This window comes from Streptomyces sp. NPDC044106 (assembly GCF_056433985.1).
On record NZ_JBWKFZ010000006.1, the window covers coordinates 43,600 to 57,921 of the forward strand.

Consider the following 14,322-nt stretch of genomic DNA (forward strand, 5'->3'; position numbering starts at 1 on the left):
GGGGGCGCGCAGAGGATGCGGACGCGACGCGGCACGGCCGGCAGACTGCGCGGCTGGGGCGGTACGGGCGCGATGGGCCTTGCCTGCGCCCTGACGGGAACACTCGTCCTGGTACTTCCGCAGTGGGGCGCGGGCGGGGGCGGTGGCGCGGAACGCGGCGGCCCGGCCACCACGGTGGCGGCCCCCGCGCGGGCCGGCGCCGACGACTGCAACGACCGGAGCCTGCGCCCCTCGCCCGACGACGGCCCGACGATCGACAAGATCAAGAACCGCGAGGTCAAGAAGCTCATCGTCGGCGTCGACCAGAACAGCTACCGCTGGGGCTACCGCGACCCGAACAAGCCCGGCGGCAAGCTGGAGGGCTTCGACATCGACCTCGCGCACCGGATCGCCGAGGAGATCTTCGGCGACCGCGACGCCATCGTGTTCCGCGCCATCCCCACCAACCAGCGCATCCCGGCGATCCGGAGCGGCCAGGTCGACATGGTCGTCCGCACCATGACGGTCAATTGCAAGCGCCTGGAGGACGTGGACTTCTCCACCGGCTACTTCGAGACCGGCCAGCAGGTGCTCGCGCCGCGGAAGGCCGAAGGCATCAAGGGCTACGGTCCCTCCCTCGCGGGCAAGAAGATCTGCTCCGCGTCCGGCTCCATCGCCGAGGAGGAGCTCAAGAAGAAGAGCTACGGCGCCGACATCTCCACCACGGTCCCCAACCAGCTCGACTGCCTGGTGCGGCTCCAGCTCGGTGAGGTGGACGCCGTGGTGACCGACAGCGCGCTCGCCGCGGGCCAGGCCGCGCAGGACCCGACGGTCGAGCTCAAGGGCGAGGAGCCGTTCACCACGGAGCACTACGCCGTGGCGATGAAGAAGGGCTCCGACGACCTGATCCGCCGGGTCAACAAGGTCCTCGACGACTACCGCAAGAACGGCGGCTGGAAGAAGTCCTACGACCACTGGCTGAAGGACGCCCTCGGCAGGTCGGCGTCCCCGCCCGCCCCGGAGTACCGCGACTGACCCGGATCCGACAACCGAGCTGGTACCACTGGAGAGTTACACCAGAGCGCAACGACTGGGGACTCACGACCGAGGACTCACGGCAACACAGAGCGGAGAGGTGATCGATGAGCGTCGCGGGACCCCCCGGTCCGGTGATGGACCGGGATGAGGTGGACCGTGCGCTGGCGCGCCTCGACGCCGAGCACGAGGCGATCGAGACCTCGCTCCTCGCCCTCCAGGACCACGCGGGCCGCCGGCTCCTCGAAGGCGCCCGGCTGACCGGCGTCACCGAGGAGCGCTGGGCGGCCACGGAGGGCCGGATCACGCTGCTCTGGGCCTACTTCGACGCCTATGCCGGCGCCCTGCGCACCGCACGCGAGGTCCGCGAGCGCAGACGCTGGCCCAGCCGCGACGACCTCGCCGAGCTGACGGAGCTGCTGCGCGGCGAGTCCGTGACCGTCGCGGGCGCCACCGCGTCCGCCACCTCCCCCTCGATCACCAACCCGGCCAAGCTCACCGAACGGTTCACGCTCGAAGAGCTCGTCGCCCGGATGAACGAGCTGTACGCGCACTCCCTGGACATGGTCGTCGCCGCCGACGCGGTCTGGTCCGCGCTGCCCGCCCGCATCGACCTGCTCGCCGCCGAACTGGCCCGCACCCGCCAGCTCGCGCACTCCGTCGGAGTACGTCCGGGAGAGCACCCGTCGGGCGACGACCTGGAGCGCATCACCCGGGCCCTGACCGCGCTGCGCGAGCAGGTGGTCTCCGACCCGCTGGCGTTCTGGCAGCGCGCGGAGGGCAGTTCGGCGCCGGGCGGCGGACGCCCGCACACCGAGCGCTACGACCGCGAGGCGCGCGCCCTTGAGGAGGTGCGCCGCGAGATCGAGGCGGTGCTCACCGTCCGCCAGGACGCGGAGGCCCGCCTCGGCAGGCTGCGCGACGTGCTCTCGCGCGCGGACCGCACCCTCGCCGAGGCCAGGAGCGCCCGCGGCGAGGTCCTCGCGAAGATCGCCGCCTCCGAGGTGCCCGCGGTCAGCGGCCCGCCGACCGCGCTCCAGGAACAGCTGGCGGCCGCCGCCGAGTACCGCAGGTTCGGGCAGTGGCACCGGCTCTCGCCGCTCCTGGAGTCCCTCGAGGAGAAGGCGGAGGACGAACTGCTGCGCGCCCGCGAGTCGTTGACCGCCGTCACGGCCCCGCTCGCGGTCCGCGCGGAGCTGCGCGGACGCCTCGACGCGTACAAGGCGAAGGTGGCACGGCTCGGTCACGCCGAGGACCCGTTCCTGATCGAGCGGTACGACGCGGCGCGCCGGATGCTGTGGAGCGCGCCCTGCGATCTCCGCGTGGCGGAGCAGGCGGTCCTGCGCTACCAGCAGGCCGCCGCCGAGGCGCTCGCGCCGAGGGTCCCGCAGCAGGGCGGCGGGCCGACCGACCGGACGGGGGAATCGTGAGTCAGCAGGAGTGCCAGCGGCCCGAGTGCACGGGGTCGTACGAGGACGTGGGCGGCGGCGAGCTGTACTGCGACACCTGCGGTCTCGCGCCGGTCGTCGCGCCCAACGGCATGGTGAGCTCGCCGCCGACCGGGATCACCGGTGGCGGCAAGGGGTCGCGGGGCTCGGGGAGTTCCGGCGCCCGTTCCTCGTCCCGCTCGGCGTCGCACTCGTCCCGCTCGTCCCGCTCGTCGTCGCGCTCGTCGCGCTCGCAGTCGTCGCGCAGGTCGGTGTCGGGGCGGCTGTCCCGTTCGCTGTCCGGCGGTTCGACGTCCCGGTCGGTGTCGGTGCGCAGCTCGGGCTCGGCCGCCTCGTCCTCGGCCCGCGGGCGGCTGGGCGTCGGCCTGGTCACGGTCCCCGACGTGCCGCGTCCCGACCCGCGCGGCGCGGTGCAGGAGAACCCCGAGGTGCCCGAGCGGAAGCGGTTCTGCTCGCGCTCGGACTGCGGGGCGCCGGTGGGGCGTGCGCGCGGCGACCGGCCCGGCCGGACCGAGGGGTTCTGCACCAAGTGCGGCCACCCCTACTCCTTCGTGCCGAAGCTGGGCGCCGGTGACATCGTGCACGGCCAGTACGAGGTCGTGGGCTGTCTGGCGCACGGCGGCCTCGGCTGGGTCTACCTCGCCATCGACCGCGCCGTCTCCGACCGCTGGGTGGTCCTCAAGGGCCTGCTCGACACCGGTGACCAGGACGCGATGGCCGCCGCGATCTCCGAGCGCCGCTTCCTCGCCGAGATCGAACACTCCAACATCGTGCGGATCTACAACTTCGTCGAACACCTCGACCAGCGCACCGGCTCCATGGACGGCTACATCGTCATGGAGTACGTGGGCGGCAAGTCCCTGAAGGAGATCGCCAACGGCCGCCGCACCGCCCAGGGCAAGCGCGATCCGCTGCCGGTCGAGCAGGCGTGCGCGTACGGCATCGAGGCCCTGGAAGCCCTCGGGCACCTGCACAGCCGCAACCTCCTGTACTGCGACTTCAAGGTCGACAACGCCATCCAGACCGAGGGCCAGCTCAAGCTCATCGACATGGGCGCGGTCCGCCGGATGGACGACGACGAGTCCGCGATCTACGGCACCGTCGGCTACCAGGCCCCCGAAGTCGCCGAGACGGGCCCCTCGGTTGCCTCCGACCTCTACACGGTGGCGCGCACGCTCGCGGTCCTGACCTTCGACTTCCAGGGCTATACGAACGTCTTCGTGGACTCCCTGCCCGACCCGGACAACATCGAGGTCTTCCGTACGTACGAGTCGTTCTACCGGCTCCTCGTGCGGGCCACCGACCCGGACCCGGCCCGCCGCTTCGCCACCGCGCAGGAGATGGCCGAGCAGCTCACCGGTGTGCTGCGGGAGGTCGTGGCGCTCCAGACGGGACGGCCGCGGCCCGCGCTCTCCACGCTGTTCGGGCCCGAGGTGAAGGTGCCGGACACCGAACTGTTCGCGGAGCTGACCGGGGAGGTGTCCGTCCTCGGGGCGCGCCCCGAGCCGTCCGCCGCCGGCAACGGCAGGGCCCTGCCGCCCGCCGCGGGCCAGGTTGGCCCGGCGGGCGCGGCAGGCCCGGACGGCACCGGGTCAGGGCCGGGAATCGTCCGTGCGGTCGACGCGGTCACCACGGCGCTCGCCCTGCCCGTGCCGCTCGTGGACCCGGGCGACCCGAACGCCGGGTTCCTGGCCGGCCTCATCGCGTCCGCGCCCGCCGAGCTGATCACCGCGCTGCGGGCGGCGCCCGCCGACTCCCTCGAGCTGCGGCTGCACGGCCTGCGCGCCCGCCTGGCCATGGGCGAACTGGCGCCCGCCGCCCAGGCCATCGCCGATCTGGAGTTCGAGCATCCGGACGACTGGCGGGTGGTCTGGTACCGGGGCGTGGCCGCCCTCGCGACCGGCGACTTCGAGGTCGCGGCGCTGTCCTTCGACGCGGTCTACGACGCGTTCCCCGGTGAGCCCGCGCCGAAGCTCGCGCTCGGCGTGTGCGCGGAGGTCCTCGGCCAGCTGGACAACGCCGCCGAGTACTACCGCCTGGTGTGGGCCACCGACCCGAGCTATGTGAGCGCGGCGTTCGGCCTGGCCCGCGTGCGGCTCGCCGCCGGGGACAGGACCGGCGCCGTACGCACGCTGGAGTCGGTGCCGGAGTCGTCCATCCACTACACGGCGGCCCGGGTCGCGGCGGTGCGGGCACGACTGCGGCAGCGCATGGCGGGCGGGCCGGCGCTCTCGCGGGGCACCGCGTTCCTGGACGATCTGACGGCCGCGGCGGGGCAGATCGAGGCGCTCGCGGGGTTCGGCCTCGACGCGGTGCGCAGGGAGCGCCTGTCGACCGAGGTTCTGGGGACGGCGCTCGACTGGGTACTCTCCGGTAGTCACTCTGGTCACGCGTCCGCGCCACCGGCCACCACCGGGACGGGGACCGTACTGCTCGGCAGTGACCTGGACGAGCGCGGGCTCCGGTTCGGTCTGGAGCGTGCGTACCGGACACTGGCCCGGCTCGCACAGGGTGGCGAGGAGAGGATCGAACTGGTGGAACGGGCCAACCGTTTCCGCCCCCGGACGTGGGTGTGAGTATGTCGCAGATGCCCCAGCTGTCCGCCTGCCCCAGCTGTGAGGAGCCGCTGGAGTCGGGCGACCTGTATTGCGGTGCGTGCGGGTTCGACCTGTCGGCGGTGCCACCGCGGCCGACGGCCTCGCCGAACGGCTCGGTGCCGGCCGACGGGCCCGCGCCCGCCGCCGGGTGGCCCGTCGCCCCGGACGCGGACAGCTCCGACCGGCCGGTACCGGCCCATCTGCCAACCGACCTGCCGGGCACGGACTCGGCGGGCGACGCGCTGTCAGGAACCCCCGCGGCCGCGGCGGCTGCCGCGAACGCCGGGGAGCCGGGTCCCGACGCCGAGCCGGACGAGTACCCCTTGCCCGCCCCCGACGCGACCGCTCCCCCTGCGACCGCTCCCCCTGCGACCGCTCCCCTTGCGACCGCCCCCGACGCCACGCCCGCCGCGGGCACCAAGCTCTGCGTCGCCTGCCGTTCGGGCCGGGTGGACCCGGACGGGTACTGCGAGAACTGCGGGCACGCCCAGCCGCGCGAGCGCGACCACATGGAGCAGGAACTCGACGTGGTCGCCGCGGTCAGCGACCGCGGCCTGCGCCACCACCGCAACGAGGACGCCTTCGCGATCTCCACGGCGGCGCTGCCCGACGGCTCCCCCGCCGTCGTCGCGATCGTCTGCGACGGCGTCTCCTCCGCGACCCGCCCGGACGAGGCCTCGCTCGCCGCGTCCCGCGCCGCCAACGCCTCGCTCCTCGATGCGCTGCCGCGCGGCCTCCATCCGCAGCAGGCCATGCACGACGCGATCCTCGCGGCGTCCGAGGCCGTCAACGCGCTTGCCGACGAGCCCGCTTCGGCCCGCGAGCACAGCCCCCACCAGAACGCCCCGGCCTGCACCCTGGTCGGCTCGGTCGTCGCCGGCGGCCTGCTCGTCGTCGGCTGGGTCGGCGACAGCCGCGCCTACTGGGTCCCCGACGACCGCGGCGGCCCCACCGTCCGGCTCACCGAGGACGACTCGTGGGCCGCGCAGATGGTCGCCGCGGGTCTGATGAACGAGGCCGAGGCGTACGCAGACGAGCGCGCGCACGCCATCACGGGCTGGCTCGGCGCCGACGCGTACGAACTGGAGCCGCACACCGCTTCCTTCAAACCGGACCGTGCGGGTGTAGTGGTGGTGTGCACGGACGGGCTGTGGAACTACGCGGAGGCCGTCGAGGAGATGGCCGACGCGGTGCCCGCGGACGCCGCGGACCGGCCGCTGCACAGCGCCCAGGTCCTGGTCGGCCACGCGTTGGACGGCGGGGGCCACGACAACGTAACAGTGGCCGTCGTCCCGTTCCCGTTCGTGCCGCAAGGGGCAGGATCGGCCTAGGGCCGGGCGTGGGATCGGCCTGGAACCGGGCGGGGGGCCGTGCCGGTTCGTGCGGTGTGAGGTTTTCAGGATCTGAGTTTTCAGGTACTGAGTCTTCAGGATCTGAGGGGGAGCAGTTCCATGGCCAACTTCTCGAAGTCGAACGTGCCGCAGTTCTCTGTGGACGTCTACCAGAACGAGTACCTCCCGGAAGGCGGCCGGGAGGTCAACGCGATCGCCACGGTCACCTCGACCGGCGGCGGAACGATCGGGTCCGCGGTGCGCGCCCCGCACCTGTACTCGGCGGGGCAGGGCCCGGACGCCGCCGTGGCGGTCATGGTCGACTGCTCAGGATCGATGGACTACCCGCCGACGAAGATGCGCGGCGCGCGGGACGCCACGGCCGCCGCGATCGACGCCCTGCGCGACGGCACGCACTTCGCGGTGATCGGCGGCACGCACGTCGCCAAGGAGGTCTATCCGGGCGCCGGGCGCCTCGCGGTGGCGAGCGCGCAGACCCGCCACCAGGCCAAGCAGGCGCTGCGCGGACTGAGCGCGGGCGGCGGCACGGCCATCGGCACCTGGCTGCGCCTGGCCGACCGCCTCCTCGCCTCCGCCGACGTCACCATCCGGCACGGCATCCTGCTCACCGACGGCCGCAACGAACACGAGGCGCCGGACGACCTGAAGGCCGCCCTCGACTCCTGCGCGGGCCGCTTCACCTGCGACGCCCGTGGCGTCGGCACGGACTGGGAGGTGAAGGAAGTCACAGGGATCGCCTCCGCGCTGCTCGGCACCGCCGACATCGTCGCCGACCCGGCCGGGCTCGCCGCCGACTTCACCTCGATGATGGAGACGGCGATGGGCAAGGAGGTCGCCGACGTCAGCCTGCGCTTGTGGACGCCGGTGGGCGTGGAGATCAAGTTCGTGAAGCAAGTGGCGCCCACGGTCGAGGAGTTGACCGAGCGCCGCACGGAGGCGGGCCCGCGCGCCGGGGACTACCCCACGGGGTCCTGGGGCGACGAGTCCCGCGACTACCACATCTGTGTACAGGTGCCGGGCGCCGAACTGGGCCAGGAGATGCTCGCGGCCCGCGTCTCACTGATCGTGCCGCAGGAGGACGGAAGCGCGCGGACGCTGTCGCAGGGCCTGGTGCGGGCGGTGTGGACGGACGACATGACGGTCTCCACCTCGATCAATCCGCAGGTCGCACACTACACGGGCCAGGCGGAACTGGCACAAGTCATCCAGCAGGGCCTCGACGCCCGCAAATCGGGAGATGTCGACGGCGCGACGGCGAAGCTCGGCCGCGCGGTCCAGCTCGCCGGGGCCTCGGGCAACGCCGATACGGCGAAACTGCTTTCGAAGGTGGTGGACGTCGTGGATGCCGCGGCAGGTACTGTTCGATTGAAGGCGAAGGTCGCCGAGGCCGACGAGATGACACTCGAGACCCGGTCGACGAAGACCGTTCGCGTGAAGAAGCAGTAGCGCGGCGCGCACGCGCCGTTCGCGCCACAGCTGATCCGACCGACAGCGATGTACGGCCCTCGGGCCGGAGAAGGAGAGGGGGAAGCGCCGACATGCCGACCTGCCCGAACGGACACCAGTCGGGTTCCGACGACTGGTGCGAGGTCTGCGGTCACCGCATGGCCGGTGCCGTACCGCCGCCTCCCCCGCCGCCGCCCCCCGCCGGGTACGGCTATCCCCCGCCGCCGCCCGGCCAGGACCCCGGCTTCCCGCAGCCCGCGCCGGGACGCCCGCACCTGGCCGCCGTGCCGGACCCGGCCCCCGAGGGCCAGCTCTGCCCGCAGTGCCGCACCCCCCGCGAGGCGAACGCGCCGTTCTGCGAGGAGTGCCGCTGGAACTTCCTGACGAACACGGCGACGTCGTACACCCCGGCCGCGCCGAACCCGCCGCTGCCGGGCACGCAGGGCGGCCCCGGTCCTGGGCGGGGTCCCGGTCACGGCCCCGGCATGCCGCCGGGTCCGAACCCCGGGCAGCAGTTCCAGCCGCCTCCGCCGGGATACGAGTACCAGGGCTCGCGCCCCTCGCAGATGAACCGCCCCGCCGAGCCGATCCCGCCGTTCGGCAACGGCGGCGGCCAGCAGGGTCCGGGGCAGCAGGGTGGCCCTGGTCAGCAGGGCGGTCCTGGACAGCAGGGTGGTCCTGGGCAGCAGGGCCAGTCCGGTCCGCAGGGTCCCGGCCAGTCCGGCCCGCAGGGCCCCGGTCCGCAAGGCCCCGGTCCACAAGGTCGGCCCGGCCAGGCGCCCCCCGGCGCACCGCAGGCCTTCCAGCAGCCGGGTCCGCCCGCGCCGCCCGCGTTCCCGCAGGGGCCGGGCGCCCCGCAGGGCCCGCCGCCCCCACCGCCCGGCCCGTCCTTCGGTGGCGGAGACGACGACTGGGTGATCTCACCACCCACGTCCGCGCCGTCGGCTTCCGCCCCCGCCCCGGCCCCGCACCAGCCGTTCCAGCAGCCCGAGCCCTTCCGCCGGTCGGACATCTTCCAGCAGCCGGACACGTTCCGGCAGCCGGAGCAGCCCCAGCAGCCGGAGCCGTTCCAGCAGTCGGAGCCGTTCCAGCAGGGCGCCGAGCAGCAGCAGGCGCCCCAGGCCCCGCAACCGCCCCAGGCACCCCAGGCACCCCAGGCCCCACAGGGCCCGGGTACGTGGACGGCGACCATCGGTCCCGACCGCGAGTACTTCATGGCGATGATGCAGCGCAGCGGTCCCGAGGCGTCGGGCCTGAACCTGCCCGCGTACTCGCCCGAGCAGCAGCGCCCGCTGTCCGGCAACCAGCTCACGATCGGCCGCCGCCGGCACTCCACCGGCGACACCCCGGACATCGACCTTTCGGTGCCGCCGGAGGACCCGGGCGTATCGCACCAGCACGCGGTCCTGGTCCAGCAGCCGGACGGCACCTGGGCGGTCGTCGACCAGAACTCGACCAACGGCACCACGGTCAACGGCGGCGAGGAGCCCATCCAGCCCTTCGTCCCCGTCCCGCTCCAGGACGGCGACCAGGTGCACGTGGGCGCCTGGACGACGATCACGGTCCGCCGCGACTGAGCCCGCTCGGCCTTGGCCCGTTCACAGGGGCCAGACGTACGGCCCTTCGGGGTCGTCGAGCCAGGCCCATTCGTACGGTCCGCTCACCGTGACCCCGAAGCGCTCGCGCACCGGCTGCCCCTCGCGCTGCCACAGCGCGAGCGCTTCGTGCGGATCGAGGGTTGTGGAAGTCAGCTCGAGAAGGAAGCGGAAGAGCTCGTTCTGGAGGACCCTGCGCGGGAGCCCGCCGGTGTTCTGCCCGTACGAGGCCCGTACGTCCCCGCCGCGCAGCGGTACGAAGTAGGCGGGCGTGTGCAGGAAGCGCCCCTCGGCGTGCTCCGCGTCCCGCACGGTCAGCGCGATCAGCCCGGTGGCCAGCGGCGCGAGGATGCGGGCGCCGGGGCGGCACTGGGCGAGCCAGGCCCTGGGCACCGAGGTCAGGGTGCAGGTGGCGATGATCCGGTCGTAGGGCGCGCGCCCGGGGCAGCCGGCCGCGCCGTCGCCGGTGACCACCGCCGGACGGTACCCGGCGGCTGCCAGGTGCTGCCTCGCGGACTCCGTGATCTCGGGGTCCAGGTCGACGGTGGTCACGTGGTCGTCACCGAGCCGGTGGGCGAGCAGCGCGGCATTGTAGCCGGAACCGGCACCGATCTCCAGCACGTCGCAGCCGACGCCGTCGCGTCGTACATCCCCCACGTCCCCCATATGCAGTTCGCTGAGCATCTTCGCCATCAGGGACGGCTGGCTGCTGGAGGAGAGCAGGTCACCGTCGCGCACCCGGGTCGCCAGCGGGGCGTCCGTGTAGCAGCCGCGCAGCCAGCGGGCGCGGCGCCCTTCGTCGGGGTCCTCGCCCCACAGGCGCTCGTAGCCGCCGCCCGTGCCCACGTAGAAGTAGGGCACGAACAGGTGCCGCGGGACGGCCTCGAACGCCGCCCGCCAGCCGAGGTCGTCCCGCCACACCCCGCTCGCCTCGATCTCGCGCAGGAGGGCGGCCCGGGCCTCGGAGAGGAGGACAGGATCGGGTTCCATGTGTCCACTGTGCTGCGCCGACGGCCACGATGCGAGTGGCGGAACCCGGCCGCGCGCCGGACGGAGCCGGGGGTGGTCCTAAGCCTTCCGTACTCGGCCGCCCCGTCTGAGACCATGGAACGCGTGACAGAGATTCCGCGCGGCACGCTTCAGGAGCAGACCTACTACGAACAGGTCGGCGGCGAGGAGACCTTCCGGCGCCTGGTGCACCTCTTCTACCAGGGGGTCGCGGAGGACCCGCTGCTGCGGCCGATGTACCCGGAGGAGGACTTGGGCCCGGCCGAGGAGCGCCTCGCGCTCTTCCTCATGCAGTACTGGGGCGGCCCCCGCACGTACAGCGACAACCGCGGCCACCCCCGTCTGCGCATGCGGCACGCGCCGTTCACGGTCGACAGGGCCGCGCACGACGCCTGGCTGAAGCACATGCGCGCGGCGGTCGACCAGCTCGGTCTCTCCGAGGAGCACGAGCGCACGCTGTGGAACTACCTGACGTACGCGGCGGCTTCCATGGTCAACTCCGAGGGCTGAGCCCCGCTCCCCCGGGGGCTCTGCCCCACGGGGGTCGGCGGGGTGACGGCGAGCCCTCTCCGGGGACAGCCCCCGTCCTCGGGGAGGGGCGGCCACTCACGCAGGGGTGACGCTGAGCCCTCCGACGCCGGCGCGGCGTACCACGACGGACCCGTACGCCGTGCGCAGCCGCAGCCACGCCCCCGACGACAGCAGCGTCAGGTCGTCGCCGCGCAGGAAGCCGAGCGACTGTGCCGCGTGTGCGGCCCGCACCGGCAGCCCCGTGTCGCCGACGGTCCTCGACCAGATCTCCCGGCCCACCCGGTCGAGCTCGGCCCGCACCCGCCGTTCGGCGGGCAACTCCTCTACGCGGGAACGGAATTCGGCGACGGCCGCCCGCACCAGGGCCCGCATCACCTCCGGAGCCGGAAGCCCCGGCTCCGGCCGCCAGCCGCCCCGCGGCGGCAGCACGCCCGCCCACGGCGGTCCGGTGACGGCGCCCGGGACCTCGGCGACCCCGGCCGTCTCCACGGACTCCGCCGACGCGCCGACGCGCTCCAGGAGTTCACCGGCGGAGACGGTGACGTCGAGCGTGGCGTCGAGCCCGTGTTCGTACGGCTTGGCGAGCCGCGCCGTGCGGACGACCAGCACCTCGAACGACGGCGGCCGCCCGAACACGGCGAGCGTGTCCCCGGCGGCCTGCAGCCGTACCGCGGCCGCCTTGTCGTAGTGGATCAGCCGGGCCAGGAAGGCGGCGAGGTCCGCCGCCTCCCCGGCATCCGCGAAGTGCAGCCGCGCGGTCATGCGGCAAGCGCCCCCGAGCCGCCTCCGACGCCACCGGCGCTGTCGTCCACGTACTCCTCGAGGAACGAGCGCTCCTCGGCCGAGATCCGCCGCGGTCGCTGCGCCTCCAGGTCGAAGGGCACGACCACGGTCGAGGCCCGCACATACACCTGGTCCGCGTCCTTGATCTCGTACGCGATGGTCAGCGACGCCGCACCGATCTTCGTCACCCACGACTCGACGGTGACCGGCTCGTGCCGGTGCACCAACGGCCGTACGTAGTCGATCTCGTGGCGGGCCACGACCGACCCGCCGGAGAACGACGGCGAGCCGTCACCGGGCGCGAGCCGGAACATGAAGTCGATGCGCGCCTCTTCCAGGTACCGCAGGAAGACGACGTTGTTGACGTGCCCGAAGGCGTCCATGTCCGACCAGCGGAGCGGGCATTGGTATATGTGTCGAGCCACGGCCGCCTCAGCCTCGCGTGAGCTTCTTGTAGGTGGCACGGTGCGGACGGGCCGCGTCCGCGCCGAGACGCTCGATCTTGTTCTTCTCGTACGACTCGAAGTTGCCCTCGAACCAGTACCACTTGGAGTCACCCTCGTAGGCGAGGATGTGCGTGGCGACCCGGTCGAGGAACCACCGGTCGTGGGAGATGACCACGGCCGCGCCGGGGAACTCGAGCAGCGCGTTCTCGAGCGACGACAGGGTCTCGACGTCGAGGTCGTTGGTCGGTTCGTCGAGGAGGAGCAGGTTGCCGCCCTCCTTGAGGGTCAGCGCCAGGTTGAGGCGGTTGCGCTCACCACCGGAGAGCACGCCGGCCGGCTTCTGCTGGTCCGGGCCCTTGAACCCGAAGGCGGAGACGTACGCCCGCGAGGGCATCTCGACCTGGCCGACATTGATGTAGTCGAGCTCGTCGGAGACGACGGCCCACAGCGTCTTCTTCGGGTCGATGTTGGCGCGGCCCTGGTCGACGTAGGAGACCTTGACCGTGTCGCCGACCTTGATGGTGCCGGAGTCCGGCTGCTCAAGGCCCTGGATCATCTTGAACAGCGTGGTCTTGCCCGCGCCGTTCGGACCGATGATGCCGACGATGCCGTTGCGCGGCAGCGAGAAGCTGAGGTCGTCGACGAGGACCTTGTCGCCGAAGGCCTTCGAAAGGTGCTCGACCTCGACGACGATCGAACCGAGCCGCGGGCCCGGCGGGATCTGGATCTCCTCGAAGTCCAGCTTCCGCATCTTGTCCGCCTCGGCGGCCATCTCCTCGTAGCGCGCGAGGCGTGCCTTGGACTTGGCCTGCCGCCCCTTGGCGTTGGACCGCACCCACTCGAGCTCTTCCTTGAGCCGCTTGGCGCGCTTGGCGTCCTTCTGGCCCTCGACCTTGAGACGCGTGGCCTTCTTCTCCAGGTACGTGGAGTAGTTGCCCTCGTACGGGTGGGCGCGGCCGCGGTCGAGCTCGAGGATCCACTGCGCGACGTTGTCCAGGAAGTACCGGTCGTGGGTGACCGCCACGACGGCACCGGCGTACTGGGAGAGGTGCTGCTCCAGCCAGTTCACCGACTCGGCGTCGAGGTGGTTGGTGGGCTCGTCGAGGAGGAGCAGGTCGGGCGCCTCGATGAGGAGCTTGCAGAGGGCCACGCGGCGCTTCTCACCACCGGAGAGGGTGGTGACGGGCCAGTCGCCGGGCGGGCAGCCGAGCGCGTCCATGGCCTGCTCGAGCTGGGCGTCGAGGTCCCACGCGTTGGCGTGGTCCAGGTCCTCCTGGAGCTTGCCCATCTCCTCCATGAGCGCGTCCGAGTAGTCGGTCGCCATGAGCTCGGCGACCTCGTTGAAGCGCTTGAGCTTGCCCATGATCTCGGCGGCGCCGTCCTGGACGTTCTCCAGAACGGTCTTCGACTCGTCGAGCTGCGGCTCCTGCATGAGGATGCCGACGCTGAACCCGGGCGAGAGGAACGCGTCGCCGTTGGACGGCTGCTCAAGCCCGGCCATGATCTTCAGCACCGTGGACTTACCGGCGCCGTTGGGGCCCACGACACCGATCTTCGCGCCAGGAAGGAAGCTCAAGGTGACATCGTCGAGGATCACCTTGTCGCCGTGCGCCTTGCGCGTCTTGCGCATGGTGTAGATGTACTCAGCCAAGAGAAACCGTCCGGCAATCAGTGAGTGGGCAGATACACCCCATCTTGCCTGACGGCCACCCCCCGGGGGAAACCCGTATAGTCGAGGGCCCTGACCTGGGGCGGAGCGGTTGGACCCGTGACCGGTACCTGTCGTCATTGGTCATCGGTGGCCATCGCCAGTCGTCCTCCACCGGCCCACAACCGGCCCCGGGGCGGGCCCGCACCCCTCTGCCGACGACGCATCCACAGCATCCCACGCTCCTCCGCAGGGATGTCTGCCTGCACGCACTCATTGAGCGCGGTCCGCATGCGCGAGAGCGCGGCGGTGTAGTCGGCGTAGAGCTGCCTGCGCACGTCGAGGCTCTGGCCGGCACGCTCCCTGCGCCAGCTGATGCGGTCGGCGATCAGCGTGGAACCCACTCCGATGACCGCGCCGAGCAGCGTACTCACCGGCGATATCCACTCCATGA

12 protein-coding genes are annotated in these 14,322 nt (G+C 72.4%); 7 read left to right on the top strand and 5 right to left on the bottom strand.

Going from position 1 to position 14,322, the window contains the following annotated elements; all coding sequences use genetic code 11:
• Positions 1-15: 15 nt before the first annotated feature.
• The 6 genes from AC07DI_RS11880 to AC07DI_RS11905 all read left to right on the top strand — a co-directional run bounded on the left by AC07DI_RS11880 (position 16) and on the right by AC07DI_RS11905 (position 9,434).
• Positions 16-1,014 carry a glutamate ABC transporter substrate-binding protein gene (locus AC07DI_RS11880; RefSeq protein ID WP_478904026.1) on the top strand — a complete coding sequence of 333 codons (999 nt, stop codon included), beginning with the start codon at positions 16-18 and terminating at the stop codon, positions 1,012-1,014.
• A gap of 107 nt (positions 1,015-1,121) precedes the next feature.
• Positions 1,122-2,444 (top strand): coiled-coil domain-containing protein, encoded by a 1,323-nt coding sequence (locus AC07DI_RS11885; protein ID WP_384259243.1) that lies wholly within the window; start codon positions 1,122-1,124, stop codon positions 2,442-2,444.
• Positions 2,438-5,038 (top strand): serine/threonine-protein kinase, encoded by a 2,601-nt coding sequence (locus AC07DI_RS11890; protein WP_478904443.1) that lies wholly within the window; start codon positions 2,438-2,440, stop codon positions 5,036-5,038. The genes AC07DI_RS11885 and AC07DI_RS11890 overlap by 7 nt, the downstream gene beginning before the upstream one ends.
• A 2-nt stretch (positions 5,039-5,040) precedes the next feature.
• Positions 5,041-6,390 carry a PP2C family protein-serine/threonine phosphatase gene (locus AC07DI_RS11895; RefSeq protein ID WP_478904027.1) on the top strand — a complete coding sequence of 450 codons (1,350 nt, stop codon included), beginning with the start codon at positions 5,041-5,043 and terminating at the stop codon, positions 6,388-6,390.
• Positions 6,391-6,510: 120 nt separating this feature from the next.
• Complete coding sequence (locus AC07DI_RS11900) at positions 6,511-7,857, top strand: vWA domain-containing protein (RefSeq protein WP_384259247.1); 1,347 nt, start codon at positions 6,511-6,513, stop codon at positions 7,855-7,857.
• A 92-nt stretch (positions 7,858-7,949) separates the two neighbouring features.
• Positions 7,950-9,434 (top strand): FHA domain-containing protein, encoded by a 1,485-nt coding sequence (locus AC07DI_RS11905; RefSeq protein WP_478904029.1) that lies wholly within the window; start codon positions 7,950-7,952, stop codon positions 9,432-9,434.
• Between the two features lie 21 nt (positions 9,435-9,455).
• On the opposite strand, the gene AC07DI_RS11910 is transcribed toward AC07DI_RS11905, so the two are convergent.
• Entirely contained in the window at positions 9,456-10,442 is a 987-nt protein-coding gene (locus AC07DI_RS11910) for a methyltransferase domain-containing protein (RefSeq protein ID WP_478904031.1), read from the bottom strand.
• A gap of 114 nt (positions 10,443-10,556) precedes the next feature.
• Here AC07DI_RS11910 and AC07DI_RS11915 point away from each other — a divergent pair, with 114 nt between their 5' ends.
• Positions 10,557-10,970, top strand: a complete 414-nt coding sequence (locus AC07DI_RS11915; protein WP_384259254.1) for a globin — start codon at positions 10,557-10,559, stop codon at positions 10,968-10,970.
• A gap of 96 nt (positions 10,971-11,066) precedes the next feature.
• On the opposite strand, the gene AC07DI_RS11920 is transcribed toward AC07DI_RS11915, so the two are convergent.
• The 4 genes from AC07DI_RS11920 to AC07DI_RS11935 all read right to left on the bottom strand — a co-directional run bounded on the left by AC07DI_RS11920 (position 11,067) and on the right by AC07DI_RS11935 (position 14,302).
• Complete coding sequence (locus AC07DI_RS11920) at positions 11,067-11,753, bottom strand: DUF8185 domain-containing protein (RefSeq protein WP_478904033.1); 687 nt, start codon at positions 11,751-11,753, stop codon at positions 11,067-11,069.
• Positions 11,750-12,199, bottom strand: coding sequence for an acyl-CoA thioesterase (locus AC07DI_RS11925; RefSeq protein ID WP_384259259.1), 450 nt, complete (start codon positions 12,197-12,199; stop codon positions 11,750-11,752). Before AC07DI_RS11925 ends, AC07DI_RS11920 begins: the two co-directional genes overlap by 4 nt.
• A gap of 7 nt (positions 12,200-12,206) precedes the next feature.
• Positions 12,207-13,871: an energy-dependent translational throttle protein EttA gene (gene ettA / locus AC07DI_RS11930; protein ID WP_478904035.1), complete on the bottom strand. Its 1,665-nt coding sequence runs from the start codon at positions 13,869-13,871 to the stop codon at positions 12,207-12,209.
• Positions 13,872-14,005: 134 nt separating this feature from the next.
• A complete protein-coding gene (locus tag AC07DI_RS11935) occupies positions 14,006-14,302 on the bottom strand; it encodes a hypothetical protein (RefSeq protein WP_478904037.1) in 297 nt (98 codons plus the stop codon).
• Positions 14,303-14,322: the final 20 nt, after the last annotated feature.

What these genes read in the sequence shown, in the direction of transcription:
- AC07DI_RS11880 (WP_478904026.1), top strand. Translation starts at nt 16, where the DNA reads ATGCGGACGCGACGCGGCACGGCCGGCAGACTGCGCGGCTGGGGCGGT.
- AC07DI_RS11885 (WP_384259243.1), top strand. Translation starts at nt 1,122, where the DNA reads ATGAGCGTCGCGGGACCCCCCGGTCCGGTGATGGACCGGGATGAGGTG.
- AC07DI_RS11895 (WP_478904027.1), top strand. Translation starts at nt 5,041, where the DNA reads ATGTCGCAGATGCCCCAGCTGTCCGCCTGCCCCAGCTGTGAGGAGCCG.
- AC07DI_RS11900 (WP_384259247.1), top strand. Translation starts at nt 6,511, where the DNA reads ATGGCCAACTTCTCGAAGTCGAACGTGCCGCAGTTCTCTGTGGACGTC.
- AC07DI_RS11905 (WP_478904029.1), top strand. Translation starts at nt 7,950, where the DNA reads ATGCCGACCTGCCCGAACGGACACCAGTCGGGTTCCGACGACTGGTGC.
- AC07DI_RS11910 (WP_478904031.1), bottom strand. Translation starts at nt 10,442, where the DNA reads ATGGAACCCGATCCTGTCCTCCTCTCCGAGGCCCGGGCCGCCCTCCTG.
- AC07DI_RS11915 (WP_384259254.1), top strand. Translation starts at nt 10,557, where the DNA reads ATGGAACGCGTGACAGAGATTCCGCGCGGCACGCTTCAGGAGCAGACC.
- AC07DI_RS11920 (WP_478904033.1), bottom strand. Translation starts at nt 11,753, where the DNA reads ATGACCGCGCGGCTGCACTTCGCGGATGCCGGGGAGGCGGCGGACCTC.